23 protein-coding genes and 1 tRNA gene are annotated in these 25,897 nt (G+C 62.9%); 21 read left to right on the top strand and 3 right to left on the bottom strand.

Annotated features, from left to right (window positions below; all coding sequences use genetic code 11):
* Positions 1–162 precede the first annotated feature (162 nt).
* From ACG33_RS08640 to lpdA, 3 genes are all read left to right on the top strand, one after another.
* The gene (locus tag ACG33_RS08640) at positions 163–3,075 is read left to right on the top strand and encodes a 2-oxoglutarate dehydrogenase E1 component (RefSeq protein ID WP_066920403.1); all 2,913 of its coding nucleotides are present in this window, start codon (positions 163–165) and stop codon (positions 3,073–3,075) included.
* 29 nt (positions 3,076–3,104) lie between these two features.
* Positions 3,105–4,346 carry a 2-oxoglutarate dehydrogenase complex dihydrolipoyllysine-residue succinyltransferase gene (odhB, locus tag ACG33_RS08635; RefSeq protein WP_066920401.1) on the top strand — a complete coding sequence of 414 codons (1,242 nt, stop codon included), beginning with the start codon at positions 3,105–3,107 and terminating at the stop codon, positions 4,344–4,346.
* Between the two features lie 109 nt (positions 4,347–4,455).
* A complete protein-coding gene (gene lpdA, locus ACG33_RS08630; protein ID WP_066920399.1) occupies positions 4,456–5,880 on the top strand; it encodes a dihydrolipoyl dehydrogenase in 1,425 nt (474 codons plus the stop codon).
* 95 nt (positions 5,881–5,975) lie between these two features.
* On the opposite strand, the gene ACG33_RS08625 is transcribed toward lpdA, so the two are convergent.
* Positions 5,976–8,288 carry a RelA/SpoT family protein gene (locus ACG33_RS08625; protein WP_083536624.1) on the bottom strand — a complete coding sequence of 771 codons (2,313 nt, stop codon included), beginning with the start codon at positions 8,286–8,288 and terminating at the stop codon, positions 5,976–5,978.
* 206 nt (positions 8,289–8,494) lie between these two features.
* Here ACG33_RS08625 and ruvC point away from each other — a divergent pair, with 206 nt between their 5' ends.
* The 15 genes from ruvC (at position 8,495) to ACG33_RS08550 (ending at position 18,571) form a co-directional block, all read left to right on the top strand.
* The gene (gene ruvC, locus ACG33_RS08620; RefSeq protein WP_066923082.1) at positions 8,495–9,010 is read left to right on the top strand and encodes a crossover junction endodeoxyribonuclease RuvC; all 516 of its coding nucleotides are present in this window, start codon (positions 8,495–8,497) and stop codon (positions 9,008–9,010) included.
* Positions 9,007–9,609, top strand: a complete 603-nt coding sequence (gene ruvA, locus ACG33_RS08615) for a Holliday junction branch migration protein RuvA (RefSeq protein ID WP_066920394.1) — start codon at positions 9,007–9,009, stop codon at positions 9,607–9,609. Before ruvC ends, ruvA begins: the two co-directional genes overlap by 4 nt.
* Positions 9,610–9,617: 8 nt before the next feature.
* Positions 9,618–10,655: a Holliday junction branch migration DNA helicase RuvB gene (gene ruvB / locus ACG33_RS08610; protein WP_066923079.1), complete on the top strand. Its 1,038-nt coding sequence runs from the start codon at positions 9,618–9,620 to the stop codon at positions 10,653–10,655.
* Entirely contained in the window at positions 10,652–11,074 is a 423-nt protein-coding gene (gene ybgC / locus ACG33_RS08605; protein WP_066920392.1) for a tol-pal system-associated acyl-CoA thioesterase, read from the top strand. The genes ruvB and ybgC overlap by 4 nt, the downstream gene beginning before the upstream one ends.
* Positions 11,075–11,860, top strand: coding sequence for a protein TolQ (tolQ, locus tag ACG33_RS08600; protein ID WP_237392597.1), 786 nt, complete (start codon positions 11,075–11,077; stop codon positions 11,858–11,860).
* Positions 11,857–12,309: a protein TolR gene (gene tolR / locus ACG33_RS08595; protein WP_066920390.1), complete on the top strand. Its 453-nt coding sequence runs from the start codon at positions 11,857–11,859 to the stop codon at positions 12,307–12,309. The genes tolQ and tolR overlap by 4 nt, the downstream gene beginning before the upstream one ends.
* A 16-nt stretch (positions 12,310–12,325) precedes the next feature.
* Positions 12,326–13,120 carry a cell envelope integrity protein TolA gene (tolA, locus tag ACG33_RS08590; RefSeq protein WP_066920388.1) on the top strand — a complete coding sequence of 265 codons (795 nt, stop codon included), beginning with the start codon at positions 12,326–12,328 and terminating at the stop codon, positions 13,118–13,120.
* A 45-nt stretch (positions 13,121–13,165) separates the two neighbouring features.
* Positions 13,166–14,518, top strand: a complete 1,353-nt coding sequence (tolB, locus tag ACG33_RS08585; protein ID WP_066920387.1) for a Tol-Pal system beta propeller repeat protein TolB — start codon at positions 13,166–13,168, stop codon at positions 14,516–14,518.
* A gap of 156 nt (positions 14,519–14,674) precedes the next feature.
* Positions 14,675–15,199 (top strand): peptidoglycan-associated lipoprotein Pal, encoded by a 525-nt coding sequence (gene pal, locus ACG33_RS08580; RefSeq protein WP_066920385.1) that lies wholly within the window; start codon positions 14,675–14,677, stop codon positions 15,197–15,199.
* A 51-nt stretch (positions 15,200–15,250) separates the two neighbouring features.
* Positions 15,251–16,003, top strand: coding sequence for a tol-pal system protein YbgF (ybgF, locus tag ACG33_RS08575; RefSeq protein ID WP_168160051.1), 753 nt, complete (start codon positions 15,251–15,253; stop codon positions 16,001–16,003).
* Between the two features lie 30 nt (positions 16,004–16,033).
* Complete coding sequence (gene queE / locus ACG33_RS08570) at positions 16,034–16,717, top strand: 7-carboxy-7-deazaguanine synthase QueE (RefSeq protein WP_066923077.1); 684 nt, start codon at positions 16,034–16,036, stop codon at positions 16,715–16,717.
* On the top strand, positions 16,717–17,403 hold the full coding sequence (gene queC, locus ACG33_RS08565) for a 7-cyano-7-deazaguanine synthase QueC (protein WP_066920381.1): 687 nt from the start codon (positions 16,717–16,719) through the stop codon (positions 17,401–17,403). Before queE ends, queC begins: the two co-directional genes overlap by 1 nt.
* 40 nt (positions 17,404–17,443) lie before the next feature.
* Positions 17,444–17,518: transfer RNA gene (locus ACG33_RS08560), tRNA-Lys, on the top strand.
* A 337-nt stretch (positions 17,519–17,855) separates the two neighbouring features.
* Positions 17,856–18,227, top strand: a complete 372-nt coding sequence (locus ACG33_RS08555) for a type II toxin-antitoxin system RelE/ParE family toxin (protein WP_066920379.1) — start codon at positions 17,856–17,858, stop codon at positions 18,225–18,227.
* A 5-nt stretch (positions 18,228–18,232) separates the two neighbouring features.
* A complete protein-coding gene (locus tag ACG33_RS08550; protein WP_066920377.1) occupies positions 18,233–18,571 on the top strand; it encodes a helix-turn-helix domain-containing protein in 339 nt (112 codons plus the stop codon).
* 476 nt (positions 18,572–19,047) lie between these two features.
* Here the strand turns inward: ACG33_RS08550 and ACG33_RS08545 are convergent, their stop codons facing one another.
* Both ACG33_RS08545 and ACG33_RS08540 read right to left on the bottom strand, forming a co-directional pair.
* Complete coding sequence (locus ACG33_RS08545) at positions 19,048–19,626, bottom strand: NADPH-dependent FMN reductase (protein ID WP_066920375.1); 579 nt, start codon at positions 19,624–19,626, stop codon at positions 19,048–19,050.
* Positions 19,623–20,525, bottom strand: coding sequence for a pirin family protein (locus ACG33_RS08540; protein ID WP_066920373.1), 903 nt, complete (start codon positions 20,523–20,525; stop codon positions 19,623–19,625). Before ACG33_RS08540 ends, ACG33_RS08545 begins: the two co-directional genes overlap by 4 nt.
* A gap of 401 nt (positions 20,526–20,926) precedes the next feature.
* Here ACG33_RS08540 and ACG33_RS08535 point away from each other — a divergent pair, with 401 nt between their 5' ends.
* From ACG33_RS08535 to ACG33_RS08525, 3 genes are all read left to right on the top strand, one after another.
* Positions 20,927–22,297: an AAA family ATPase gene (locus ACG33_RS08535; RefSeq protein ID WP_066920370.1), complete on the top strand. Its 1,371-nt coding sequence runs from the start codon at positions 20,927–20,929 to the stop codon at positions 22,295–22,297.
* A 175-nt stretch (positions 22,298–22,472) separates the two neighbouring features.
* On the top strand, positions 22,473–24,944 hold the full coding sequence (gene thrA, locus ACG33_RS08530; RefSeq protein WP_210398978.1) for a bifunctional aspartate kinase/homoserine dehydrogenase I: 2,472 nt from the start codon (positions 22,473–22,475) through the stop codon (positions 24,942–24,944).
* A gap of 2 nt (positions 24,945–24,946) precedes the next feature.
* Positions 24,947–25,882 (top strand): homoserine kinase, encoded by a 936-nt coding sequence (locus ACG33_RS08525; RefSeq protein ID WP_066920366.1) that lies wholly within the window; start codon positions 24,947–24,949, stop codon positions 25,880–25,882.
* The last annotated feature ends 15 nt before the right edge of the window (positions 25,883–25,897 follow it).

Here is a 25,897-nt window from a genome sequence, read left to right as displayed (position 1 = left end):
TGTCCTTTCGCAGCGTGCCGGATGTGAACTGTTTCGCGCCTGGGCGCGACTTTTTTGTTCCGCGCCGTGCTTCGGCTACACTACTGGATCACATAAGCTGGTCCACTGGGGGACTGGCGGTATCGCGTTCTTCCCTCGTCCGCACAGGAATCTGCGAGCGCAATGAGCGACTCTTTGCGAGCTTTGCTCGCCTCTACGCCTCTCGGGGCTGGCAACGCCCCTTATGTCGAATCCCTGTATGAACGGTATCTGCTCGATCCCGGCTCGGTCGAACCGTCCTGGCGCGACTATTTCGGCAGCCTGAACGGCGCCGGATCGGCAGGTGCAACGGGTAGCGAGGCAAGGGTCGATATCGCCCATGGCCCCATCCGTGAGGCTTTGGCGCGGCGCACCCGCTCCGGCGCGCTTCCAACTGGCGCAGCGCCCTTCGGGGATGCCTCGGCGAAGCAGGGTGCGGTGTCCCGTCTGGTACAGGTATACGCCAATCGAGGCCATCTGATCGCGAATATCGATCCGTTGGGTCTGACGAATCGCCCGGTGCCGCAAGTGCTCGAATTGGATCATTTCGGCTTGAGCGAAGCCGACATGGCCACCGAGTTCTACACCGGTAGCCGCACCGAAGCGATTGTTCCGCGCATGGCGCTGCGCGATATCGTGGCGCAGCTGAAGCATATCTATTGCGGCCCCATCGGGGCGGAATTTGCGCACGTATCCAGTTCCAAGGAGCGGCTGTGGCTTCAGGACCAGTTCCAGCAACGGCGTATCCGAGGCGGTCTTTCGACCGAGGAGCGCAGGACCTGTCTGCGTCACTTGACCGCCGCCGAAGGCCTGGAACGCTACCTCGCAACCCGTTATCCGGCGCAGAAGCGTTTTTCCCTGGAAGGCGGCGATGCGCTGATTCCGCTGCTCGATGATTTGATCCAGGAGGGCGGTCAGCGCAGCATCGAGGAAATCGTCATCGGCATGGCTCATCGCGGCCGCTTGAACGTACTCGTCAATGTGCTCGGCAAGTCGCCGCAGCAACTGTTCTCGGAGTTCGAGGGCCACTACGACGTCAACCACATGCAGGGTTCGGGCGACGTCAAATATCACAAGGGTTTCTCCACCGACATCCAGACGCCTGCCGGCAATGTGCATGTGGCGCTTGCCTTCAATCCCTCGCATCTGGAGGTCGTCAATACCGTCGTACAGGGTTCGGTGCGCGCCCGCCAGCAGCGGCGCAACGATGCGGCGGGCGTGAAGGTCATGCCGATACTGATCCACGGCGATGCAGCGTTCGCGGGGCAGGGCGTGGTCATGGAGACGCTGCAGATGTCGCAGGCGCGCGGTTTTTACACCGGCGGCACGGTGCACGTCATCATCAATAACCAGGTCGGCTTCACGATCTCCGATCCGCGCGATGCGCGCTCGACGCTGTACTGCAGCGACGTGGCCAAGATGATCGAGGCGCCGATTTTCCATGTGAACGGCGACGATGTGGAGGCCGTGTTGCTGGTGACGCGCCTGGCGTTGGACTATCGCATGACCTTCCGCAAGGATGTGGTCATCGATCTGGTGTGTTATCGCCGGCTGGGGCACAACGAAGCGGATGAGCCGGCAGCCACCCAGCCTGTGATGTACCGGACGATCCGCCAGCAGCACACGCCGAGGCAGATCTATGCCGACAAACTGGTGGGCGAGAATGTCGTCACGATGGCGGAGGCCGACGCCATGGTGGAGCGCTATCGCCGTGATATGGACGAGGGTGTTTCCCAGGCGAAGCATTCGCTGGGCCTCATCGGCAACCAGCATACCGCCGACTGGTCGAAATACCACGACGTCGATCTAGACGAAGTGGTGCCGACCGGCGTGCGCATCGAACAGCTGCGCGAGCTGGCCGGCAAACTCATCAGTTTCCCCTCGAATTTCACGCTGCACCGGCAGGTGGCGCGGGTGGTGCAGGATCGCGAGAAAATGACCGCCGGCCAGCTGCCGCTGGACTGGGGTTTTGCCGAGACGCTGGCTTACGCCACGCTGCTGACCGAAGGCTTCGAGGTGCGCCTCACGGGCCAGGACAGCGGCCGAGGCACATTCTTTCATCGTCATGCCGTATGGCACGATCAGACCAGCGGCGCAACCTATGTGCCGCTCGAAAACCTGATGGCCGGACAGCCGCGCTTCACGGTCATCGATTCGCTGCTTTCGGAAGAAGCCGTCATGGGCTTCGAATATGGGTTCTCGACCACGGAACCGAACTGCCTGACCTTATGGGAAGGACAATTCGGCGACTTTGCCAATGGCGCCCAGGTCATCATCGATCAGTTCATCAGTTCGGGCGAGGCCAAATGGGGTCGCTTGTGCGGCCTGACGCTATTGCTGCCGCATGGCTATGAAGGCCAGGGGCCGGAACATTCCTCGGCTCGTCTGGAACGCTTTCTGCAATTGTGCGCCGAACAGAACATGCAGGTCTGCGTGCCTTCGACGCCGGCGCAGATGTTTCATATGCTGCGCCGTCAGATGAAGCACGGCTTCCGCAAGCCGCTCATCGTCATGACACCCAAGAGTCTGCTGCGTCATAAGCTGTCGGTGTCCTCACTGGAGGATTTGACGCACGGAAGTTTCCGTGACGTCATCGATGAAGTGGATGACCTCCAGCCCGCAAAGGTCAAGCGCATCGTGTTCTGCTCCGGCAAGGTGTACTTCGATCTGCTGGAATCGCGCCGTGCCGATGCGCTGACTCATTGCGCCATCGTGCGCATCGAGCAATTGTATCCGTTCCCCAGCGAGCAGTATGCGGCCATCATTCGCAAGTATTCGGCGGCGCGAGAGATCGTCTGGTGTCAGGAGGAACCGCAGAATCAGGGCGGTTGGTACCAGATTCGGCACCGTCTGCAGGAACCGTTGTCGCCCGAGCATACGCTGCTGTACGCGGGGCGTGCGCCGGCCGCGGCACCGGCCACGGGTATCCCGCAGTTGCATACCCGCCAGCAGCGCAACCTGGTCGATGCGGCCTTGCGTGCGACTCGCACCGAAGCCTCGCTGCGCCAGACCACCCGCCTGCGCCCCAACGCCAAGAAAGCAGCCTCAGACGTTTAGCCGGACCCCAGAGCGACCAGGACCCCAGAATGAGCACTGAAGTCAGAGTTCCGCAACTGCCAGAATCCGTCACCGATGCAACGCTGATCGCCTGGCACAAGCTGCCGGGGGAAGCGGTCGGCCGCGATGAAAATCTGGTCGATCTCGAAACCGACAAGGTCGTGCTGGAGGTGCCCTCGCCCGTGGCGGGCGTGATCAAGGAGTTCAAGGTGGAGAACGGCGCCATCGTCACCAGCGGCCAGCTACTGGCCATCATCGAGGCAGGCGCGGCCGGCGAGACGGGTGCGAGCGGTGAACCGGCGGCGACCAAGACGGCGGCCGCACCGAAGATGACCGCCGGGGAAACTCCTGCGGCAGCCGTGGCGAAGCTGGCCCCGGCAGCGAAACGCATGGTTCAGGAACATGGCCTGGATGCGGAGCAGATCGCCGGCAGCGGCCGCGACGGCCGCATCAGCAAAAGCGATGTGATGCAGCACTTGGCGAACAAGCCTGCCGTGGTGCCGGGGGTGAGCAGCCCGACATCACCGGCCAGTGCCCCGGCCCCGGCCGTACAGTTGCCGCTCGGCGGCGCGCGCGGCGAGCAGCGTGTGCCGATGACCCGCATGCGGGCCCGCATCGCCGAGCGCCTGGTCCAGGCGCAGTCCACCGCAGCCATGCTGACCACGTTCAACGAGATCGACCTCACGGCCGTGAATGCACTCCGGTCCCGGTACAAGGACAAGTTCGAGAACACTCATGGCGTGAAGCTGGGCTTCATGTCGTTTTTCGTGAAGGCCTGCATCGAGGCGCTGCGGCGCTTCCCGGCTGTGAATGCATCGATCGACGGCAACGATATCGTGTATCACGAGTACTATGACATCGGCGTGGCGGTCTCCACCGATCGCGGCCTGGTGGTGCCGGTGATGCGCAATGCGGAAAGCCTGAGTTTTGCGCAGATCGAGACGGCGGTCGGAACCTTTGCACAAAAGGCGCGCAGCGGCTCGATTACCCTGGAAGAGCTGACCGGCGGCACCTTCACGCTCACCAACGGCGGCGTGTTCGGATCGCTATTGTCGACGCCGATCCTGAATCCGCCGCAGGTGGCGATCCTGGGGATGCACAAGATCCAGGAGCGTCCGGTGGTGATCAACGGCAAGGTCAAGGTCCGGCCGATGATGTATCTGGCGCTGACTTACGACCATCGTATCGTCGATGGCCGCGAATCGGTGCAGTTCCTGGTGGCGGTCAAGGAAGCATTGGAAGATCCGGCCCGGCTGTTGCTGCAAATGTAACCGGAGAGGACGGACCGAATGCGCATCCGGCGGTGCTCCGCCGGTTCTCGGGCGAGCCGAGCGCGTGTTTGCATCGAATCGCTGAACGCACCCAGATCCTGGAGTATCCATGTCCGAATATGACGTCATCGTGATCGGCGGCGGTCCCGCCGGATATCCCTGCGCCATTCGCGCCGGCCAGCACAAGCTGAAAGTGGCTTGTATCGATGAATGGCGCAACAAGGATGGTTCGTATGCGTTCGGCGGAACCTGTTTGAACGCCGGCTGTATTCCCTCCAAGGTGATGCTGGAGTCCTCGGAACTGGTGCATCGGGCGCAGCACGAATTCGCGGTCCATGGCATCAAGGTGGGCAAGATCGATGTGGATCTGGCCGCCATGCAGAAGCGGCGTGCGCAGATCGTCAAGCAGTCGACCTTGGGTATTGCCGCCTTGCTGAAAGGCGCGGGCGTCACGGCGCTGCAAGGCCATGGTAAGTTATTGAGCGGCAATCGCGTGGAGTTCACCGGCAAGGACGGCAAGCAGGAAATCTTGAGTGCCAGGCATGTCGTACTGGCTGCGGGATCGCAGCCTACGCCGCTGAAGAGCCTGCCGTTCGACGGCAAGCGGATCGTGGATTCCTGGGGAGCGCTGGAGTTCGACCAGGTGCCGGTACGCCTGGGCGTCATCGGCGCGGGCGTCATCGGCCTGGAACTGGGCAGCGTATGGCGGCGCCTGGGTTCGGAAGTGGTCGTGCTGGAGGCGCTGGACAGCTTTCTGCCGATGACGGACGGTGCGGTGTCCAAGGAGGCGCTCAAGCATTTCAAGAAGCTTGGCCTGGATATCCGCCTCGGTGCCAAGGTCGGCGGCGCACAGCAATCGGCACAGGGCATAACGCTGCAGTACACCGACGCCAAGGGCGAACAAAGCGTCATTGTGGACAAGGTCGTCGTGGCCATCGGCCGGCGTCCTTACTCGCAGGATCTGTTCGAGGAAGGCAGCGGCGTGCGGCTGGATGAACGCGGCTGCGTCGAGGTCGATGACGAGTGCCGCACCGGCGCGCCGGGTATCTGGGCCGTCGGTGACCTGGTGCGCGGGCCCATGCTGGCGCACAAGGGCAAGGAAGAAGGCGTGATGGTCGCCGATTTGATCGCCGGCAAGGTGGCCGAAGTGAATTACAAGACCATCCCATCGGTCATCTATTCCACGCCGGAAATCGCCTGGGTCGGTCGGACGGAGGAGGAGGTCAAGCGCAGCGGCCGCCCTTACAAGGTCGGGTCCTTCCCTTTCATGGCCAGCGGCCGTGCGCGGGCGATGGAGGCGGGAGTGGGCTTTTGTAAGCTCATTTCGGCCCGGGACGACGATGAGATCCTGGGCGTGCACATCATCGGTCCCATGGCCGGCGAGTTGATCGCCGAGGCGGTGCTGGCATTGGAGTACTCGGCGAGCACCGAGGATCTGCAGCGTACGATGCACGCGCATCCGACCTTATCGGAAGCTCTGCATGAAGCGGCGCTCAGCGCCGACAAGATCGCAATCGATTTTCCCAATCGATAGTTCGGCCGGTCGATAGTTCGAGGATAGAGCATCCGCGGCGCGCAGCCAGGCGAGGCTGCCGGGTCGTCCACCGGGTAGGGCGGTATGCGGTTGTTCTACGAAGCCTTGCGGCGCGCGCTTAGCACGTTCGGCACAGCCTGCACGCGTGCCAGCAGTTGCGATAGTTCCTCCAGATCCCGCACGGTGATGCGCAAATTGATATCGGCGATGCCGTCGCGTTCGCGGGTGACGGTGTTCATCGAATGGATGTTCACGCGCGAGTCGGCCAGCACGGCGCTGATGTCGCGCACCAGTCCGCGGCGATCGAAGGCGCGAACGTGCACGTCGACTGCGAAAGAGCGCTCGCCTGCGGCGCCCCATTCCACTGCGATGATGCGCTCGGGATGTTCGTTCGCCATGCGTCGGAAGTTGGTGCAGTTATCGCGATGGATGCTCACGCCGCGCCCGAGCGTGATGTAGCCGCCGATTGGTTCCGGCGGCACGGGCGCACAGCAACGCGCAACGCTGGACAGCAGGTCGCCGATGCCCTCGATCATGATGCCGTCGGTCTGTTTGGGCAGGGCGATGGGGTGCCGTGGTACGGCCGAGGGTAGTTCCTGTGGCTTGGCGCGGCGCTGAATCGCCCCGGTGATCTGCGCCACATTGATTTCACCCTGTCCGATGGCCAGGTACAGCTGCTCGGCATTCGCAACGTTGAATTCGCCGATCAACTCCGGCAGCGTGACGCTGTGTATTGCCAGGCGCTGCAGTTCGCGTTCCAGGATGAGCTTGCCTTGCTGCCGGTTCTGGTCTTCGTCGAGCTTGCGAAACCAGCTGCGCACCTTGCTGCGATTGCGCGGGGAGACCAGGTAGCCCAGGGAGGGCACCAGCCAGTCGCGGCTGGGGCTGAGCTGCTTGCCGGTGATGATCTCGACCTGATCGCCGTTCGACAAGGGATGGGTCAGGGGCACCATGCGGCCGTTTACCTTGGCACCTCGGCAGCGATGCCCCAGATCGGTATGCACCAGGTAGGCAAAGTCCAGCGGTGTGGCACCGCGCGGCAGATCGATGACTTCGCCGCGCGGCGAAAGCGTATAGACGCGGTCCTCGAACACCTCCGAGCGTACGCGCTCCAGGAAGTCGGTTTCACTCTCCTGGTCTCGCTCGCCGGGCTCGAGGATCTGGCGCAGCCAGACGATTTTTTGTTCGTACGCCGGATTGGCTCGTCCGCCTTCCTTGTAGCGCCAGTGCGCGGCGACTCCCAACTCGGCATGCTCATGCATCTCGCGCGTGCGGATCTGAATTTCCATCGGCAGCTTGCCGGGGCCGATCACGGCCGTGTGCAGCGAGCGATACAAATTATCTTTCGGGGTGGCGATGTAATCGTCGAATTCACCCGGAATATAGGGCCACAGCCCATGCACGATGCCCAATGCGGCATAGCAGTCCGCTACCGTATCGACGATCACGCGCAGGGCGCGAAGATCATAGAGCTGATCGAAGGCCAGAGTCTTGCGCTGCATCTTGCGCCAGATGCTGTAGATATGCTTTGGACGACCGGCCACCTCGGCCTTGATGTGGGCCCGCTCCAGCTCGGTACGGATTCGCGCGACCACTTCATCGATGTAGTGTTCTCGATCGGTGCGCTTGGCGGCCAGCCATCCGGCGACACGTTTGTAGTTCTCCGGGTCGAGATAGCGGAAGCTCCAATCCTCGAGTTCCCATTTCAGCTGCCACACGCCCAGGCGATTGGCGAGCGGCGCATAGATGTGGCGTGTCTCATGCGCGAGGCGTCGGCGTTCAGCCTCGGAGGCATCCTTGGCCATGCGCAGCTGATACAGCTGCATGGCCAGCCTGATCAATACCAGACGCGGATCGGTAACGATGGCGAGCAGCATTTTGCGCAGCGCTTCGGCCTGTTGCCGCGACAGCGATTCGGACATACCGGCCGGACCGGTGCGCACGGCATTCCCGCCCGCGGCTTTTCCTGCCGTGATCTGCTCCTGCCCGGTCGATGTCACAGCGGCCTTCACTGGGGGAGCAATGCCGAGTGCGATGTCGAGCGAGCCCATTCTTTGCAGCTCGGTGGCGATGCGGCTGGCGGCGGGTTCCGCGGCCTGCACGGCCTGCGGCGCGGGCAGTGCCCGCGATGCCAGCAGCACATACAGGGCGGTACCCGTCAGAATATCGAGGTCGTTCGTCAAGGGCGCCACGATCGCGAGGATCGAAAGCACGCGCTCGCGCACCCCGTCGCCATCCGGCGTCAGTGTCAGGCCGGCCAGCCAACGGCGCACCTGTGCCGGGACATTTTCCAGGCCGGACCGTTGCGCAACGATACCTGCCTCGGGCGGGTCGTTCCGAATCGATGACGGTCGCGGCGTTTCCGGCATCGCAAGACTTGCTGGTTCGGAAGTTTCGTGAACGGACATGATGTTCGGAGCCGGTAGCGATCGGCGTGTTCGCCGGGAGTGGTTGCCGTATCATAGCGGCACTCGATCATCACCCAGAAGCCGGCCCCGGCTGCCGGGGTGCGAAAACTCGATCCAGACTCGAGTGACAATGGACGGAGGAATTCTTGCGCAGACTCAGGCGGCCCCGGAATCTTGCGGCATTGGTAGCGTCGCCGCAGACGGCCCTGCCGGGATGCGCGCGTATCCTGGGCCTGGATCCCGGTTCGCTGCGTACCGGCTACGCGATCGTGCAAATCGAGCATCACCAGGCGGCCTACCTTGCCGCCGGCGTCATCCGTACCCAGGGAAGCTGCCTGGCCGAACGCTTGCGGGAAATCTTTACCGGGGTCGCACAGCTGGCCCGGGAACACCATCCGGATGAAGTGGCGATCGAGCGGGTATTCATGCATCGAAATGCCGACAGCGCCCTGAAGCTGGGGCAGGCGCGCGGGGCGGCGCTCAGCGCGACCTTCGAGCTGCGCCCGAAGGTCTTCGAATATGCGCCGCGCGAGGTGAAGCTGGCGGTCGTGGGGACCGGAGCCGCACAGAAGGCACAGGTCGAACTGATGGTCAGGCGGCTGCTGAGCCTTACGGCGCCGCTCGCCGAGGATGCCGCCGATGCGCTGGCCATCGCCTTGTGTCACGCGCATTCGCGCCGGTTGTTGGGGCTGGCTTCGGTCGCCGCAGGAGCGTCGTCATGATCGGCTTTCTGCGCGGGCGGCTGGGCGCCAAGCATCCGCCGCAGTTGCTCATCGACGTCGGCGGCGTGGGCTACGAACTGGAAGCGCCCATGTCCACCTTCTATACGCTGCCTGCGACGGGCAGCGAGGTCAGCCTGTTCACTCATCTGGTCGTGCGCGAGGATGCGCACATGCTGTATGGATTCGGCAGTGAGCGCGAGCGCCGACTGTTCCGGGAGTTGCTGAAGGTGTCGGGCGTCGGTCCCCGACTGGCATTGACCTTGTTATCGGGGATGAGCGTCGAGAGCTTTCTGATGTGTATCGAGATGCAAGATGCCGATGCGCTGGTGCGCACCCCGGGTGTCGGCCGCAAGACGGCCGAGCGCCTGCTGATCGAGATGCGCGATCGCGTCAAGGGTTTCGGCGAATTTGCCTCCGGTGCGCTGCGGTCCGGCGCGCCGGAGGCACCGGCGGCGGCGCAGGCGGAAGCCTATAGCGCGCTGGTCGCGCTGGGCTACAAGCCGGCCGAGGTGCTGCGGCTGCTGAAGACGGTCGAACCCTCGGTGCAGACGACCGAAGAAATCATCCGGCACGCGCTGCAAGCGGCCGCCGCGCGGTGAATGACGCCATGACGGAGCAGGAGCGCATCATTGCCGCGGGGACCCAGGGGGATGACGAGGCATTCGATCGCGCCGTGCGTCCCAAGCGGCTGGCGGACTATGTCGGGCAGTCCGCCGTGAAGCTTCAGATGGAAATCTTTATCGAGGCCGCCCGCAGACGCCGTGAGGCTCTGGATCATGTCCTGGTTTTCGGCCCGCCGGGTCTGGGCAAGACGACCTTGGCGAACATTATCGCCAACGAACTCGGCGTGAGCCTGCGCCAGACCTCCGGGCCGGTGATCGAACGCGCCGGCGACCTGGCGGCGCTGCTGACCAACCTGCAGCCCAACGACGTGCTGTTCGTCGATGAGATTCATCGTCTCAGCCCGGCAGTGGAGGAAATCCTGTATCCGGCCATGGAGGATTTCCAACTCGACATCATGATCGGTGAAGGACCCGGCGCACGCTCGATCAAGCTGGATCTGCCGCCGTTTACCTTGATCGGTGCGACGACACGCGCCGGTCTGCTGACCTCGCCGCTGCGCGATCGCTTCGGCATCGTGCAGCGCCTGGAGTTTTACGATACGGCGGATCTGCAGCGGATCGTGACGCGCTCGGCGGCGATCCTGGGTGTTGCGGCCGATGCCGGCGGCGCCTTGCGCATTGCGCAGCGCTCGCGCGGTACTCCGCGCATCGCCAATCGCTTGCTGCGGCGGGTGCGAGACTATGCGGAGGTGAAGGCCAACGGACGGATCACCGATGAGGTGTCGCAGGCGGCGCTGGATCTACTGGACGTGGATCCCTTGGGTCTGGATATCATGGACCGCAAGATGCTGCTGACCATCATCGAGAAGTTCGACGGCGGCCCGGTGGGTGTGGAAAGTCTGGCAGCGGCGCTGGGCGAGGAGCGCGGTACGATCGAGGATGTGATCGAACCCTATTTGATCCAGCAGGGCTTCCTCATGCGTACTGCGCGCGGGCGGGTCGCGACTCGTAATGCATATGTCCACTTTGGGCTGAAACTGCCGGAGCGTTCCGGTACGAACGGGGAATTGTTCCGCGGATGAATCCCGTATTTGTCTGGCCGGTGCGTGTGTATTACGAGGACGTCGATCTCGGCGGCATCGTCTACTACGCCAACTATATGAAGTTCATGGAACGGGCGCGCACGGAATGGCTGCGCGCCGCGGGCATCGATCAATTGCCGCTCAAGGAGCAGCATGGATTGATCTTTGCCGTTGTCGAGTTGCAGACACGCTTTCGCAAACCGGCGCGTTTCGATGATGTGCTGCAGGTGAGTTGCGCGGTGGTCGCGACGGCACGCGCCAGTTTGACGCTGAAGCAGGAGATCCATCGCGAGGGGCCGCACGGCGAGTTGCTGCTGGACGGAGACGTACGCATCGCCTGCCTGGATGTGCAGACCTTGCGGCCGCGGCCCTTGCCGCCGCAGCTGGCCTCGAGATTCAACTTAGCGGGAGTCGAATGAATGATGACGGAAGGCCTGAATCCCTGGGAACTAGTGATCCATGCCAGTTTCATCGTGCAGATCGTGCTGGTGATCCTGCTGATGGCCTCCGTCGCATCCTGGGCGATCATGCTGCGCAAGCGCGCCGAACTGCGCCAGGCTCGCAACGAAGCGGACCGCTTCGAGGAAATGTTCTGGTCCGGCGGCGATCTTACCGCCATGTATCGCGCGATCGAACAGGACCGGCGGCTCACCAAGGGCATGGAAAGCATTTTCGAATCCGGCTTTCGCGAATTTTCACGCCTGCGCCAACAAGGCAACATCGCCTCGGCGCAGCTCATCGAGGGTTCCCGGCGCGGTATGCGTGTGGCGCTGCTCAAGGAAAGCGATCGCCTCGAGAACAGTCTGTCGATGCTCGCCACGATCGGTTCGACCAGCCCCTATGTGGGCCTGTTCGGCACGGTATGGGGCATCATGAATGCTTTCCATGGACTGGGAAACGTCCAGCAGGCAACCCTGGCGATGGTCGCGCCCGGCATCGCCGAGGCCCTGATTGCAACCGCCATGGGCTTGTTTGCCGCGATTCCCGCGGTCATCGCCTACAACCGGTATGCCGATCAGGTCAGCCGCATCGAGCTGCGCTATGACACCTTCGTCGAGGAGCTGTTGAGCATCCTGCAACGCCATGCCACGGCGCCCCGCCCCGCCCAGGCCGCCAATCAGGCCGCCAATCAGGGCGCCCAGCAGAACATCGCCCCGGCAGGCGCTCATGCCCTGGGGACGGGCGGCGTGGAGGCGCGTGCATGACGCCGGCCAGACGCGGACGGCGCTTGATGGCCGAGATCAACGTGGTTCCCTACATCGATGTGATGCTGGTGCTGCTGATCATCTTCATGGTCACCGCGCCGCTGCTGACCCAGGGTATCAAGGTGGATCTGCCCAAGGCGGGCGCCGAGCCGCTGCCCGCGGACGTGTTGCGCGATCATGATCCTTTGATCCTGAGCGTGGATGCTCAGGGCGGGCTGTATCTGAATATCGGCGACAACCAGGAATCCGCGTTGGATGCCGAGACCGTGGTGCAGCGCGTCTCGGCGGTTATCCGCCGGGAGCCGAAAACTCCGGTGTTGGTCAAGGCGGACCGCGCCGTACCCTATGGGGAGGTCGTCGCCGGCATGGTGCTGCTGCAGGAATCGGGTGCGGAGAAGGTCGGGTTCATCACCGATCCGGCCGAGACCCGCGATCGCCGCAAGCGCTGAAGGACCCCGCGCCGCGATGCCGGAGTTCGTGCGCCAGCACTGGGCCTATCTGATCGCAGCAGCATTGCTGCATGCCCTGTTTGCAGGCCTGTTCGCACTGAGCATGATGGCGATGCCGAGCAAGCCCGCGCCGGTGCAATTGGCCATCCAGGCGATCGTGGTCGATCGATCCGTGCTGGAGCGGGTGCAGGAGCGCGAGCTGGCGGCTGCCGCGGAACAACGGCGCCTGGCCGCGGAGCGCGAACGCGAGGAGCGGCGCCGGATGCAGCAGCAGCGCGAACGCCAGGAGCAGCGGCGCCAGGCACAAGAGCAGCAGTTGCGCGAACGCCAGGAGGCCGAACGTAAACGCCTCGAGGAGACCAAGCGCCAGGCGCAAGAGCTGGAGCGCCGGCGGGCGGAAGAGATCAAGCGCCGGCAGGAGGAGCAGGCGCAACGCCGCAAAGCTGCCGAAGAGGCGCGTGCGCAGGCGGCCCGGGAGGCGGAGTTGCGCCGCCAGTTGGAGGAGGAAGAAGGGCGCATGCAGGCACTGGATTCCGGCGCGGGCAGCGAATATGCCGCGCTGATCAAACAGCGCATCGAACGCCACTGGAATCGCCCTCCCTCGGCCCGGCCCGGACTGAGGTGCGTGGTGCATGTGGCGCAGGCGCCCGGCGGTACCGTATTGTCGGTGCGTATCGGCGAGTGCAACGGCGATACGGCGGTGAAACAGTCGATCGAGACGGCTGTCATGCGCGCTTCGCCGCTGCCGCCGCCGCCGGATGCTCGATTGTTCGAACGAAATCTGAATCTGGTGTTCGAACCGCAGGATTGAATTGAACCTGACCGGCGATACACCCTCAGCGACGGGAGAGATGGAATGAAGGCAGGTCTTCGGGCAGACCGCGGTTCGGCGGCGGCAAGACGAGACAATTGGCTGCTGGCCTGTATTCTGATGCTGGCGGCGGGCGTGGCCCATGCGCAGCTGGTCGTGGAGATCACCCGCGGCCAGGCAGATGCAGTACCGATCGCCATTGTTCCTTTCGGCTGGGAATCCGCGGGAGCGGCGCCGTTCGATGTCGCCGAAGTAGTGGCCGCCGATCTGCAGCGCAGCGGGCGTTTCGCGCCCCTGGAGCGCCAGGACATGATCGACCGGCCGACTTCCGGAGAGCAGATCCGTTTCCAGGACTGGCGCTATCTCAAGAGCGATTTCATCGCGGTCGGCAAGCTCGCACCGCTGCCGGGCGAGGGCGAAGGCCGCTATGCGGCGGAATTCGAGTTATATAACGTGCTGACCGGCCAGCGTCTCTCCGGCCAGCGGCTGACGGCGGCGGCGAATTCCCTGCGTGCCCTGTCGCACCGTATTGCCGATCTCATTTTCGAGCAGCTGACCGGTATTCGTGGAGCCTTCTCGACGCGCATCGCTTTCATCAGCGTGGAGGGTACGCCGCCCCGGCAGCGTTATCAGTTGATCGTCGCGGACGCCGATGGCGGGAATCCTCAGGTGATCGCCAGTTCCAGCGAGCCGTTGATGTCGCCAGCCTGGTCGCCCGATGGCCAGAGCCTGGCGTATGTCTCCTTCGAGAACAAGGCTTCGGCGATCTATGTACAGACCGTGCGTACCGGAGAACGCCGCCGTGTTTCGGCGCGTTCCGGCATCAACGGCGCGCCGGCCTGGTCGCCCGATGGCACGACGCTCGCCCTGACCTTGTCGCGCAAGGATGGCGACGTGGACGTGTATACCTTGAATCTCGCCAGCCAGCTGCTGACACGTATGAGCTTCGATCCGGGCATCGATACCGAGCCGGCCTGGTCGGCGGATGGGCGTAAACTGTATTTCATGTCGGATCGCGCCGGCGGTCCGCAGATCTATGAAGTGGAGGTGGCGCAGCCGAATAGAGCGACTCGCCTGAGCTTCGAGGGCAGCTACAATGCCCGTCCGCGGCTGTCGCCGGACGGTAAGCAATTGGCCGTCGTACACCTTGATCGCGGCGCCTACCGCATCGCCGTCATCGACCTGGCAACGCGGGCCGTACGGGTGTTGACCCAGGGCCGGCAGGACGAAAGTCCCAGCTTTGCTCCAAACGGAGCCGCACTGATCTACGCGACTCAGGATCGTGGCCGTGGCGTATTGGCGATGGTCTCGGTCGACGGACGCGTACAGCAGCGCCTGGCAGCCAGCAGTGGCGAGGTGCGTGAGCCGGTCTGGTCGCCCTATCCGCCGGGGCGCTGATGCAAGTGCGTGATCCGGCCTTGGCATGCATGGTCCCGCCGGCCTGGCTATGGCAGAATTTCGTGGTCCTGCAGGATGTTTCGCCGGGGAATCGGCGGTCCAGCGGGCGCGGCTTATCCGAACGTTCCCCAGACTTGGCATAGCAGGAGAAATTGAATGCGTATTGCGCAGGCGATGTTGATCGTGGTGGGCGCATTGGCGCTGGCGGGCTGTCCGAAGAAGCCCCAGATTTTGCCCGACACCGGCAGCACGCCGATCAGCGAGGATACCGGCACGCAGATCGGCCGCGGCTCCGACAGCGAGGTCGGTACGCTGAGTGCGGAACAGGCGGCACTGCAGCAAGCCATGGAAGCAGGCTCGATCGTTTACTTCGACTATGACCGCGCGGAGATTCGTGCGGAGTTTGTGCCCATCATTGCCGCGCATGCCAAATTTCTCAACGGGAACGGCAATCGTACGGTGCGTCTGGAGGGCCACTCCGACGAGCGCGGCTCGCGTGAATACAACATCGGCCTGGGTGAGCGCCGCGCGCAGACGGTGCGCCGTGCCTTGATGCTGCAGGGGGTGACGGATGCCCAGATCACCACGGTCAGCTATGGCGAGGAACGCCCTGCGGTCCTGGGCAGCGATGAGTCGGCCTATGCCAAGAATCGTCGCGTCGAACTGATCTACGGGCGATAGAGGGGCGGCGAGCGGATGGATGGCAACGGGACCGAGCAGAGGAATGCACCGATGAGTTTGAGTCGATCCCTGGTCGCCACCGCCGCGTGTGTCTGGTTGGCGGGATGCGTGGCTACCCCTCCCGAAGAAGATCCGGTGGTGCAGAAGCTCACGGAACTCGACGGGCGTCTGCTGCGTATCGAGCGCGTGTTGACGAACCAGAGTCTGCTGGACCTGTCGCAGCGAATCGCCGCTGCTCAGGATGAGGCGCGCGTTCTGCGAGGCCGGTTGGACGAGCTGCAGCACGAACTCGGCAAGACCCAGGAACAGCAGCGCGAAATGTACGGCGATGTCGATCGGCGCCTTGCCCGGCTCGAGGGAGTGAACGCCGGTGCGGCCGGTGGCAGAACGAGCGCTTCCGGGCTGCCCGTACCGCAAGGCGATGATCGGGCGAACTACCAGGCTGCGTTCGATCTGTTGAAGGACGGCAAGTATCCGGAGGCGATCCGCGGCTTTGGACAGTTTCTGAAGACCTTTCCGGACAGCGCCCTGGCGGACAATGCTCAGTACTGGCTGGGCGAGGCACATTACGTGACCAAGCAATACACCGAGGCCATGCGCAACTTCCACAAGGTACTCGATGATTATCCGAATTCGCGCAAGACACCCGATGCGCTGTTGAAAATCGGCTACTGCGCCTACGAGCTGAAAAATTGGAACGAGGCGCGCGCCGCGCTCGGCCAGGTCGTACAGCGCTTCGGCGACACGACCGCCGCCCGCCTTGCCAATCAGCGCCTGGCCAAGATGGACGGGGAGGGGCGCTAGGCGGTGCCGCTCGGCGCCCTTTCCGACGATATGGCGATTTCATCGGGCTCCTCGAGCTTCGCTGGGAAGGCCGCCACGCGTGTCAGGCTCACGGAGATTTTCCTGTCGATACAGGGAGAGGCCGATAGCGTCGGCTGGCCGACCGTGTTCGTGCGGCTCACCGGTTGTCCATTGCGATGCAGCTACTGCGATACCGCCTATGCCTTTCATGGCGGTGAGTGGTTCCGGATCGAGGCAGTGCTCGAAAAGGTGGCATCGTTCGATACCCGTCATGTCTGTGTGACGGGCGGTGAGCCGTTGGCACAGAAGGGTTGCCTTGTGCTGCTGCAACGCCTGTGCGATGCCGGTCATCAAGTGTCCTTGGAGACCAGTGGTGCCATGGATGTGTCGACGGTCGATCCTCGTGTCGTGCGTGTCGTGGATATAAAGACGCCCGGTAGCGGCGAGGTTGCACGCAACCGCTACGAGAACCTGGCACTGCTGCGGCCCGAGGAGCAGATCAAGTTCGTGATTTGTAATCGTGCCGACTTCGAATGGGCGTGTGAGCAGGTGCGTACCCGGCATTTGCAGGAGCGCTGTATGGTGCTGTTCAGTCCCAGCAGTGGCCAGGTGGAGGCGGGCGAATTGGCGCAATGGATCCTGGATGCGCGCCTGCCGGTGCGTTTGCAGGTACAGTTGCACAAGTATCTTTGGGGCGATACGCCCGGTCGATGATGAGCAGATCCGATGCGCGTGCTGTGGTGTTGTTGTCCGGCGGCCTGGATTCGGCCACGGTCCTGGCCATCGCGCGCCATGAAGGCCGGCAGTGTTATGCGCTCAGCGTAGATTACGGCCAGCGCCATCGCGCCGAACTCGAGGCGGCTGCGCGTGTGGCGCAGTCTCTGGGAACGGTCGAACACCGCTGCCTGCGTATCGATTTGAGCGGTATCGGTGGTTCGGCGCTGACCGATGCGAGCATTGCAATACCGGAAACACCACAGGCGGGGATTCCGGTCACCTATGTACCGGCGCGCAATACGGTGATGTTGTCCTTTGCGTTGGGCTGGGCCGAAGTGCTGGGTGCGCCGCGCATCTACATCGGTGTGAACGCGATCGACTATTCCGGCTATCCGGATTGCCGCCCGGCATTCATTGCCGCCTTCGAGCGGCTCGCCAATCTGGCCACCAAGGCAGCGGTGGAAGGGATCATGACCTTCAGGATCGAAACGCCGCTGATGGATCTGACCAAGGCCCAGATCATCCGGCGTGGCCTGGAGCTGGGAGTGGATTACGGCCTGACGGTATCCTGCTACCAGGCGGACGAGCAGGGCCGCGCCTGCGGCGCCTGCGATGCCTGCCGGTTGCGGCGCGAGGGTTTTCGTACTGCCGGGGCCACGGATCCCACATCATATTTTCGGTGAACTATGCGGCGCGCTTCGGTATCATGCGCGCCCTTCCCAGGGGTCGGTAGCTCAGTGGTAGAGCATCGGACTTTTAATCCGTTGGTCGAGGGTTCGATCCCCTCCCGACCCACCATAAAATCAATGGTTTACGAGCTTCGACTTCTTGCCTTCTGGCAATTCGAGCGCTTTTGCCGGATCCACCACCGGTAATTCGTGGTCATAGCGCTCGAGTGTTTGTGGGGCTTTGAGCCCGCTGCAACGCTCCTCCGGGCGAATCGGGACCGGTCGACCCTTGTTTGACGGCCCGGTAAAAGTCTCGAACCTGATCCGTAACGCCGCGTCCCACGCCACGTGCGGGCGATCTGGGGCGCGATGACGGTCCCCGGCGAATAGCGACCACGGCCGGGCACCGAGTTTGCAGGAACTGGTATGGCGTTGACGCCATATGTATTGAAGTCCATAATTCAGCCATGACATGGACCGTGAAGTTCGCCGATGAATTCGAGACCGAATTCGACATGTTCCCGGCGACCGTGCAGGACGAACTGCTGGCACAAGCCCGGGTCATTGAGCGGTTTGGGCCGCAAGCGAAGCGGCCACGGGTAGATACCCTGCACGGTTCCAGACACGCGAACATGAAAGAATTGCGTTTCGATGCCGATGGCGGAGTATGGCGAATCGCTTTTGCCCTCGACCCCCGGCGCCAGGCAATCCTGCTGGTTGGCGGCGACAAATCAGGCGGCAGCGAGAGACGGTTTTACAGGCGGCTCATCACCACGGCCGATCAGCGGTTCGATGCGCATCTTGCGCGGATCGCTTCCAGCAAACGACTCAGGGGGTAACAAACATGGGACGCACACTCAGCCGGAAGATCGCTCAGCTACCTGCCCACCGACGGGCAGCGGTCAAGATGCGGGCGGCCGAATTGATCGCCGAAGAACTGTCCCTGCAGGATTTGCGCAAGGCGATGAATCGTACTCAGGTAGAAATCGCCAAGACGCTGGGCGTCGGTCAGGACACGGTATCCCGCTACGAGCAGCGTTCGGATATGCTGCTGTCAACGCTCAAGGAATATGTCGAGGCGATGGGTGGGGAACTGGATCTCGTTGCCCGTTTCCCGAACCGTCAGCCGATACGGATCAAAAAACTTCGCGATCTTGCCAGCCGGGACGCAACCGGTGCTTGACCGGCAGAGCACGCAACAGACGTATCCAACGGTATTTCCCCCACAGTTGAGACGAGTTCTTGGCCGTCCACTAGCGATTGCACGAAATTGCACGAAATCATGCTCACCCAAGAGCATCAAAAACGTATGCAGTACGAATGCTTGAGCACTGGTAGTGAAACGCATGCCGTAATGCATACGGTTCTCGGTGGCACCGAGTAAGAAAACCCAGGCCAAAAAAATCCCTTGGCGCCGATTTCGTGCAAATTCGGTGCAGTGACTAACTCCACCGCACGCACCGGCACGCATCACGACGAACGCGACGGCGCCCGGTAAGCATCTGAAATCGATAACTTACAAAACCGTGCCGTGCGTACCGCTGAGTTGCAATGCGCAAAAAGGTCGTCTTTACAATCTGTTGGTCGAGGGTTCGATCCCCTCCCGACCCACCATAAAATTGTACATTGTCGGCTCCCCTGACTTCCTCGATGCTGGAGCTAATTCGATACAGGCCGGTGCAGGGGCATGAGCGCGCAAGTCCACTTGGCGAGTTCGTCGAGCATTTGCTGTGCGGAGTGATCGATCAGCCGGTTGGATACGAAGTTCCCCTGCTCATCCAGCGACTGCGCCACCATCGGCACCGCGACGCTTTCCACCATCGGCATCATCTTCAGCGTGGTGACCAGTTGCTTGGCCATCTGCACCGCGCGCAGGCCGCCGGAGACACCGCCGTAGCTGACAAAACCGCAGGCCTTGTAGTTCCACTCGCGGTAGACGTAGTTAAGCGCATTCACCAGTGAGGGCGGCGGATTGAAGTTGTATTCCGGGGTGACGAACACGAAGGCGTCGGCAGCCGCGACGCTGCCGGACCATTCCCTGGTATGCGCATGCTCGTATTCCTGCGTGGCCGGGTGGTGGGATTCGTTGTAGATGGGCAGGTCGAGTTCGGCCAGATCCACCGCATGCACGTCGAAGTGACCGTGGCTGCGGGCAAAGTCCAGGAACCAGTGGGCGACCGCCGGTCCCACGCGCCCAGGGCGCGTGCTGGCAGTGATGACATGAAGTCTGGGTTTCAAGGCGAGGCCTCCTTTATGGACGTGGATGCAGATGAGTGAGGCATGCGCCCGAAGCGACCGCTGTTGAAATCATCGATCGCCGCGTTGATTTCCTCACTGCTGTTCATGACGAAAGGGCCGTAGCCGACGATGGGCTCATCGATCGGCTCGCCGCTGAGCAGCAGCAAGGCGGCATCGCTGTCGGCTTCCAGCAGCACTTCGCTGCCGGCCCGCTCGAGCAAGACCAGATCGGCATCGCGCATGGTGTCGCGGCCATTGACCTCGAGTGTGCCGCGCAGCAGCACGATGGCACTGGTGTGGCCTTCAGGCAGTTGGAAGCGTGTACGCTGGCCCTGGTTCAGACGTATATCCCAGACGTTCAGGGGCGTGAAGGTGCGTGCCGGCCCGCTTTGACCCTCGTAGCGACCGGCGATGACCCGCACTCGTCCGGCGCCACCGGCCAGAGGTACCGCAGGGATGTCGGTATCCAGCAGCGCCTGGTAACCCGGCGGCCCCATCTTGTCGCGGGCCGGCAGGTTCACCCATAGCTGTACCATCTCGAGGGTACCGCCGTTGCGGGTGAAGGCATCGGAATGGAATTCCTCGTGCAGGATGCCCGAGGCAGCCGTCATCCATTGCACGTCGCCGGGACCGATACGCCCGCCGGCGCCGGTGGAATCGCGGTGCTCGACCTCGCCTTCGTAAACGATGGTGACCGTCTCGAACCCACGGTGCGGGTGCTGGCCGACGCCGCGCGGTCGTGTGGCAGGCTCGAAGCGAGCCGGCCCGGCATAGTCGAGCAGCAAAAATGGACTCAGCTGGCGGCCGTGGCTGTGATGGGAAAACAGCGAACGCACCGGAAAGCCATCACCCACCCAGTGCGGACGCGGCGCACTGAAGGTCGCAAGGACTTTTTTCATGGGATGCTCCTGTTTCGGATGGCGAAGCACGTAATTCGATGGTACCAACGATAGGTTCGGAACACTGGGTCGGCTAGACTGAGCGTGCCGCATTGCGCGGCGCCGGCGTGGTCGAACCACCAGTGATGGTGGTGGGCGCGGAACTCGCGGCAGGCAGCCTGGTCCGCCTTATCCTCGGCTGGGCCTCGCGCCGCGGCAGAACCCTGATGTATTCCGCAACGCACCGGCCAGCGGTTTCGAGATCTCGACCACCCTCAGGCGCTCCGGTCATCGGCTGGTTCGCCGCTTGTGTTGAGGCGAACCAGGCTTTATTGTCCTCTCGGCAAAACCCGTATTCTGTTAGAATAGATAATGATCCTTATTTTTCATAAGTTTATTAGCAGTAATTAATATTTTCTGGTATGAGTGAGACTCTCGGTTCTCCGTCTTCGGATCATTCCGGTCACGATTTCGGACTGGTGGCCGAGCCCTTTGCCGACACCGCCGAAGAAGCTTTCTTTTTTCCCGCCGATCAGCATCTACGCGCACTGGAGTTCATGGGGCATACCCTGTGGACCCGGGCACGCCTGGGCGTGGTGACCGCTGAACACGGCTGCGGCAAGAGCTATCTGATTCGCCGGCTGCTCAAGAGCCTGGACGAGCGCATCATCGCGGCTGCCGTGCAGCACGAGCACAACGGACCACGCGAATTCCTGCTGGATATCCTGCGCCAGTTCGGCTTCGCCTTGGATGACGATGACAAGAGCGATCGGCGGCGGCTGCTGGAGCGCTTCATCACTCATCATGCCGACAACGGACGCTTATGCCTGCTGATCATCGAGAATCCCCAGGCCATGCATCCCTCGGTGTTGGAGGAACTGCGCTTTCTTGCCGCCCTGGAAGCGGATGGCGCACGAGCGGCGCTGAAGATTCTGTTGCTGGGGCAGCCTTCCCTGAACCTGGTACTGGGTTCGCCGCGTATGGCGCAACTCGTGGATGCAAGCGTATCGCGATTCGCGCTCGGACTTTTGAGCGAAGACCAGACAGCCGCCTACGTGGCGCACCGCCTGCGCGCCGCGGGCGCCGCCGATGCCGACGCACTCATGCCGCATACCTTGATGCCGCAGATCCATGCCTGCAGCGGCGGCGTGCCGGCACGTATCAATCGCATCAGTGAGCGCTCGCTGGCCTGGGCGGCCAGCCGGAGCCAGACGCAGGTGACGGCCGCAGCGCTGGATGCCGCCATCGAGGAGCTCGGTTGGCAGCATCGCCGCCGGTTGTCCGAGGCTCCTGCCGCCGGCGCAATCGAAGCTGAAGTCTTGCCTGGCAGGTTGCTGGTCTCCGCAGACTGGGCTGCAGCGGCACCGATGGCATCGGTCGCCAAACTGCTGATCACGATGCAGGGCATCTCCAGCCAGGAGGTCGTTCTAGGCGCGGACCGGTTGCTGATCGGTCGTGGTGAAGATGCCGACATACGCATCGATTCGGTGTTCGTCAGCCGTTATCACGCACTGATCGTACGTGACAAGGGTCAGGATCTGCTGCTGGATCTCGGTAGCACGAACGGGCTGCTGGTGAATTCGCGCCGGATCCTGCGCCGGGTGCTGCGGCATCGTGATTTGATCCAGGTCGGGCCCGCGCGGGTGATTTATCATAACGAAAGAGCAGCCGTCGAAGCCGACCTCGATCCCGGCGAGACGGTGTGTTTCGCCCGTCCCGGGTTTCCGCTTGCCGCCGGAGAAGACTGCGATACCAGCTTGCTCGCCTTCGGTCGGCTGGATAGCTCGGGCTAGCCTCGACAGCCGGCTTGCCGGCCCGATGGCCTGCCAGTAGAGTGTCGCCCTCTCAGCGTCAGCGTGATTCCGAACTGTATCGCCCACTCATGGGTGCGCCCCTGTGGCCGTTGCACGGGACGGATCGCTTGTGAGCGTTGGGCATCGATCGATCAGATAACGAGAGATTCATTACGTGGAGCGGTGGCGCGTACATAAATTCGGCGGTTCCAGCGTCGCCGATGCGGTTTGCATGGAGCGTGTGGCCAGGATCCTGGAGCAGGATCCGCATCCCCGCATGGGTATCGTCTTATCGGCCTGTCGCGGCGTGACGGATACTCTGCTGGGGGTGGTGGCAGCTGCCGAACGCCGCGAGGATGTCACCGGGCGTATCGAGGAACTGCGTCGGCGCCACGAAACGATCGCCGACACGCTGCTGCCCGAGGAAGCGCGGCAGGAGTTCATGTCGCTACTGACCCAGGACTGCCGGGACATCGCCAGCATCCTGCATACGATCTCGCTGATCCGGTTTTCCTCGCAGATGGTCCGTGATCTGGTTGCCGGCTATGGAGAGATCTGGTCCACCCGCTTGTTCAGCGCCTACCTGCGCCATCGTGGCCGACGGCCGGGACAGGTGCAGTGGGTCGATGCACGCGAGGTCGTCGTAGTGGAATGGGGTTCGCTGGGACCAGGCGTACGCTGGACCGAGTCTCAGGAGAACATGGACCGCCTGGTGCCCAGCGGTCCGGCAACCTTGATCATCACCGGCTTCATCGCCCGCGATCCCAAGGGATTGCAGACCACGCTCGGGCGCAACGGCAGCGATTTTTCCGGATCGATTTTCGGTGCGCTGCTGAATGCGGAACAGATCCATATCTGGACGGATGTGGACGGGGTGCTCAGCGCAGATCCGCGTCTGGTGCCGGAGGCGAAAGTCATCGATTCGCTGTCCTATAGCGAAGCGATGGAGCTGGCCTATTTCGGCGCCAAGGTAATTCATCCCCAGACGATGGCGCCCGCGGTGCGTAAGGGTATCCCGATCTGGATACGCAATAGTTTCGCGCCCGAGAAGCCCGGTACGTTGATATGCGCCAACCCCAGCTCGCAACTTGCGGTAAAGGGCATTACCTGTATCGACCGGGTTGCATTGGTCAATCTGGAGGGGGCCGGCATGATCGGCGTGCCCGGCACCGCGCATCGGCTGTTCGGCGCATTGCGTGATCATGGCATCTCGGTGATCTTGATTTCCCAGGGCAGTTCCGAGCATTCCATCTGTTTCGCCATCCCGGAAGCCGAGTCAGTCCGTGCGGAAACGGTGGTGCGTCAGGCATTCGAGCGGGAACTGCAGGACGGGCATATCCAAAGCGTCGAAGTGGAAGACAACTGCAGCATCCTGGCGGTGGTCGGCGATGGCATGGCCGGCTCGCATGGCGCGGCAGCCAAGGTGTTCGGCGCACTGGGGGCAGCGGCGGTCAGCGTGCGTGCCATCGCCCAGGGTGCTTCCGAACGCAATATTTCCGCGGTGATCGACGGTAAGCATTCGGCACGAGCTCTACGCTCGGTACATTCGAGTTTTTATCTTTCTCCGCATACGATCTCGATCGGTCTGATCGGACCCGGGCTGGTCGGCGGCGTGCTGCTCGATCAGTTCGCCTCGCAGGTCGAACGGCTCTCGCGTGAATTGAAAGTCGACTTGCGCGTGCGCGGCATCATGGGCTCCAGCCGCATGCACCTGGCCGGGCACGAGATTCCCCTGGGGCGCTGGCGCGATGCCTTCGGTGCGCACCAGGAGCCGGCGGATATGGCGCGTTTCGTGCAGCATGTGAATGCCGATCATCTTCCTCATGCGATCATCATCGACTGCACTTCCAGCTTGGAGGTGGCGCAACATTATCCGGCCTGGCTGGCCGGCGGCATTCACGTCGTGACGCCGAACAAAAAGGCGAACAGTGCGGATCTGCCGTTCTACCTGCGCTTGCAGGAAGCGAGCCGGCAGGGCAATACCCATTACATGTATGAGGCGACGGTCGGTGCCGGACTGCCGATCGTCCAGACCCTGCGCGATCTGCATGGGACGGGTGACCGGATCCAGCGCATCGAGGGTATTCTGTCGGGGACGTTATCGTATTTGTTCAACGTCTGGGACGGCTCGCAACCCTTCTCGCAGGTGCTGCATACGGCCCGAGCGAAGGGCTACACCGAGCCGGATCCCCGCGATGATCTTTCGGGCATCGATTTTGCCCGCAAGATCATCATATTGGCGCGTGAAATGGGGCTGCGGCTGGAGATGCAGGATGTACAGCTCGAAGGTCTGGTGCCCGAGGCATTGACCTCCTGTGCGCCCCAGGAATTTCTGGACCGCCTGCCCGAATTCGATGCGCCCATCGCCGAGCGCCTGCGCGCGGCGCAGGCTCGTGGACGCGTACTGCGCTATGTCGGTGCGATCGATGCGGCAAGCAGCAGCGCCTCGGTGGGTCTGGTGGAACTCGAGCGTTCGCACACCTTCGCGAACATCAATCTGACCGATAATGTCGTGCGCTTCGTTACACAGCGCTACAACCAGAATCCGCTGATCGTTCAGGGACCCGGTGCCGGGCCTGATGTCACGGCCGGCGGCGTTTTCGCCGATCTCCTGCGCGTATGCGCCTATCTTGGCGCGAAGCTCTAAGCATGAAGCAATCAGCAACAGTATTTGCGCCGGCAAGCGTCGGCAACGTGGCCGTCGGCTTCGATGTGCTGGGTCATAGTTTCCAGGCGATCGGCGACCGGGTCACGGCCCGACGCACGCAGGAGCCCGGCGTTCGCATCACGGCCATTCACGGCGTCGCCACCGAGCTGCCGACTGCGCCGGAGAACAATACGGCCGGCATGGGCGTATTGAGCATGGTGCGCGAATTGGAGGTGGATTTCGGTATCGAATTGAGCATCGAGAAGGGCATCCCGCTGGGCTCCGGTCTGGGCGGCTCGGCGGCCTCTGCGGTGGCGGCGGTGGTCGCCATGGATGCATTGCTGCCCCGGCCCTTGAGCAAGATCGAATTGCTTAAATTTGCGATGAAGGGCGAGCAGGTGGCCAGCGGAACGGTGCACGTGGACAACATCGCGCCCTCGCTGTTCGGCGGACTGGTGCTGACCGTCGGCGTCGATGATCCCTACGTCAAACAGATTCCGGTGCCGCCAAGCGTACGCTGTGTGCTGGTGCATCCGCATATGATGCTGGCCACCCGCGAGGCGCGACAGCTCCTGAAACGTTCCATCGATCTGTCGGACGTCATCTGGCAATCGGCGAATCTGGCTGGATTCTTGACAGGCTGTTTCACGGATGATCTGCAATTGATCCGCGCGTCGCTCGAAGACGTCATCGTCGAGCCGCAGCGCAAGGCGTTGATTCCCGGGTTTCAGGCGGTCAAGGACGGCGCAATGGCGCAGGGTGCGCTGGGCTGCTCGATCTCCGGGGCCGGCCCCACGGTCTTCGCCTGGTGCGAGGAGCCGCAGGCGCACGGGGTGCGCGATGCCATGGTCGCCGGGTTCGCCGCGCATGGGTTGGAATGCGATGCGTGGGTTTCCACGCTCGAGCCGATCGGTGCCCGTGTGATCGATGCCACGTGATCGCTCGGAGCGCAA

The sequence above is a fragment of the Steroidobacter denitrificans genome (genome assembly GCF_001579945.1).
Taxonomy (GTDB): Bacteria; Pseudomonadota; Gammaproteobacteria; order Steroidobacterales; family Steroidobacteraceae; genus Steroidobacter; species Steroidobacter denitrificans.
This window is presented reverse-complemented; position numbering and strand designations above follow the sequence as displayed.

Coding starts and splice junctions, on each gene's coding strand:
- ybgF (WP_168160051.1), top strand. CDS start 15,251: ATGAGTTTGAGTCGATCCCTGGTCGCCACCGCCGCGTGTGTCTGGTTG.
- ACG33_RS08550 (WP_066920377.1), top strand. CDS start 18,233: ATGGGACGCACACTCAGCCGGAAGATCGCTCAGCTACCTGCCCACCGA.
- tolA (WP_066920388.1), top strand. CDS start 12,326: ATGCCGGAGTTCGTGCGCCAGCACTGGGCCTATCTGATCGCAGCAGCA.
- tolB (WP_066920387.1), top strand. CDS start 13,166: ATGAAGGCAGGTCTTCGGGCAGACCGCGGTTCGGCGGCGGCAAGACGA.
- ruvB (WP_066923079.1), top strand. CDS start 9,618: ATGACGGAGCAGGAGCGCATCATTGCCGCGGGGACCCAGGGGGATGAC.
- tolQ (WP_237392597.1), top strand. CDS start 11,075: ATGATGACGGAAGGCCTGAATCCCTGGGAACTAGTGATCCATGCCAGT.
- ACG33_RS08640 (WP_066920403.1), top strand. CDS start 163: ATGAGCGACTCTTTGCGAGCTTTGCTCGCCTCTACGCCTCTCGGGGCT.
- ybgC (WP_066920392.1), top strand. CDS start 10,652: ATGAATCCCGTATTTGTCTGGCCGGTGCGTGTGTATTACGAGGACGTC.
- pal (WP_066920385.1), top strand. CDS start 14,675: ATGCGTATTGCGCAGGCGATGTTGATCGTGGTGGGCGCATTGGCGCTG.
- odhB (WP_066920401.1), top strand. CDS start 3,105: ATGAGCACTGAAGTCAGAGTTCCGCAACTGCCAGAATCCGTCACCGAT.
- lpdA (WP_066920399.1), top strand. CDS start 4,456: ATGTCCGAATATGACGTCATCGTGATCGGCGGCGGTCCCGCCGGATAT.
- ACG33_RS08625 (WP_083536624.1), bottom strand. CDS start 8,288: ATGTCCGTTCACGAAACTTCCGAACCAGCAAGTCTTGCGATGCCGGAA.
- ACG33_RS08535 (WP_066920370.1), top strand. CDS start 20,927: ATGAGTGAGACTCTCGGTTCTCCGTCTTCGGATCATTCCGGTCACGAT.
- ACG33_RS08555 (WP_066920379.1), top strand. CDS start 17,856: ATGACATGGACCGTGAAGTTCGCCGATGAATTCGAGACCGAATTCGAC.
- ACG33_RS08525 (WP_066920366.1), top strand. CDS start 24,947: ATGAAGCAATCAGCAACAGTATTTGCGCCGGCAAGCGTCGGCAACGTG.
- queE (WP_066923077.1), top strand. CDS start 16,034: ATGGCGATTTCATCGGGCTCCTCGAGCTTCGCTGGGAAGGCCGCCACG.
- ruvA (WP_066920394.1), top strand. CDS start 9,007: ATGATCGGCTTTCTGCGCGGGCGGCTGGGCGCCAAGCATCCGCCGCAG.
- queC (WP_066920381.1), top strand. CDS start 16,717: ATGAGCAGATCCGATGCGCGTGCTGTGGTGTTGTTGTCCGGCGGCCTG.
- tolR (WP_066920390.1), top strand. CDS start 11,857: ATGACGCCGGCCAGACGCGGACGGCGCTTGATGGCCGAGATCAACGTG.
- ACG33_RS08540 (WP_066920373.1), bottom strand. CDS start 20,525: ATGAAAAAAGTCCTTGCGACCTTCAGTGCGCCGCGTCCGCACTGGGTG.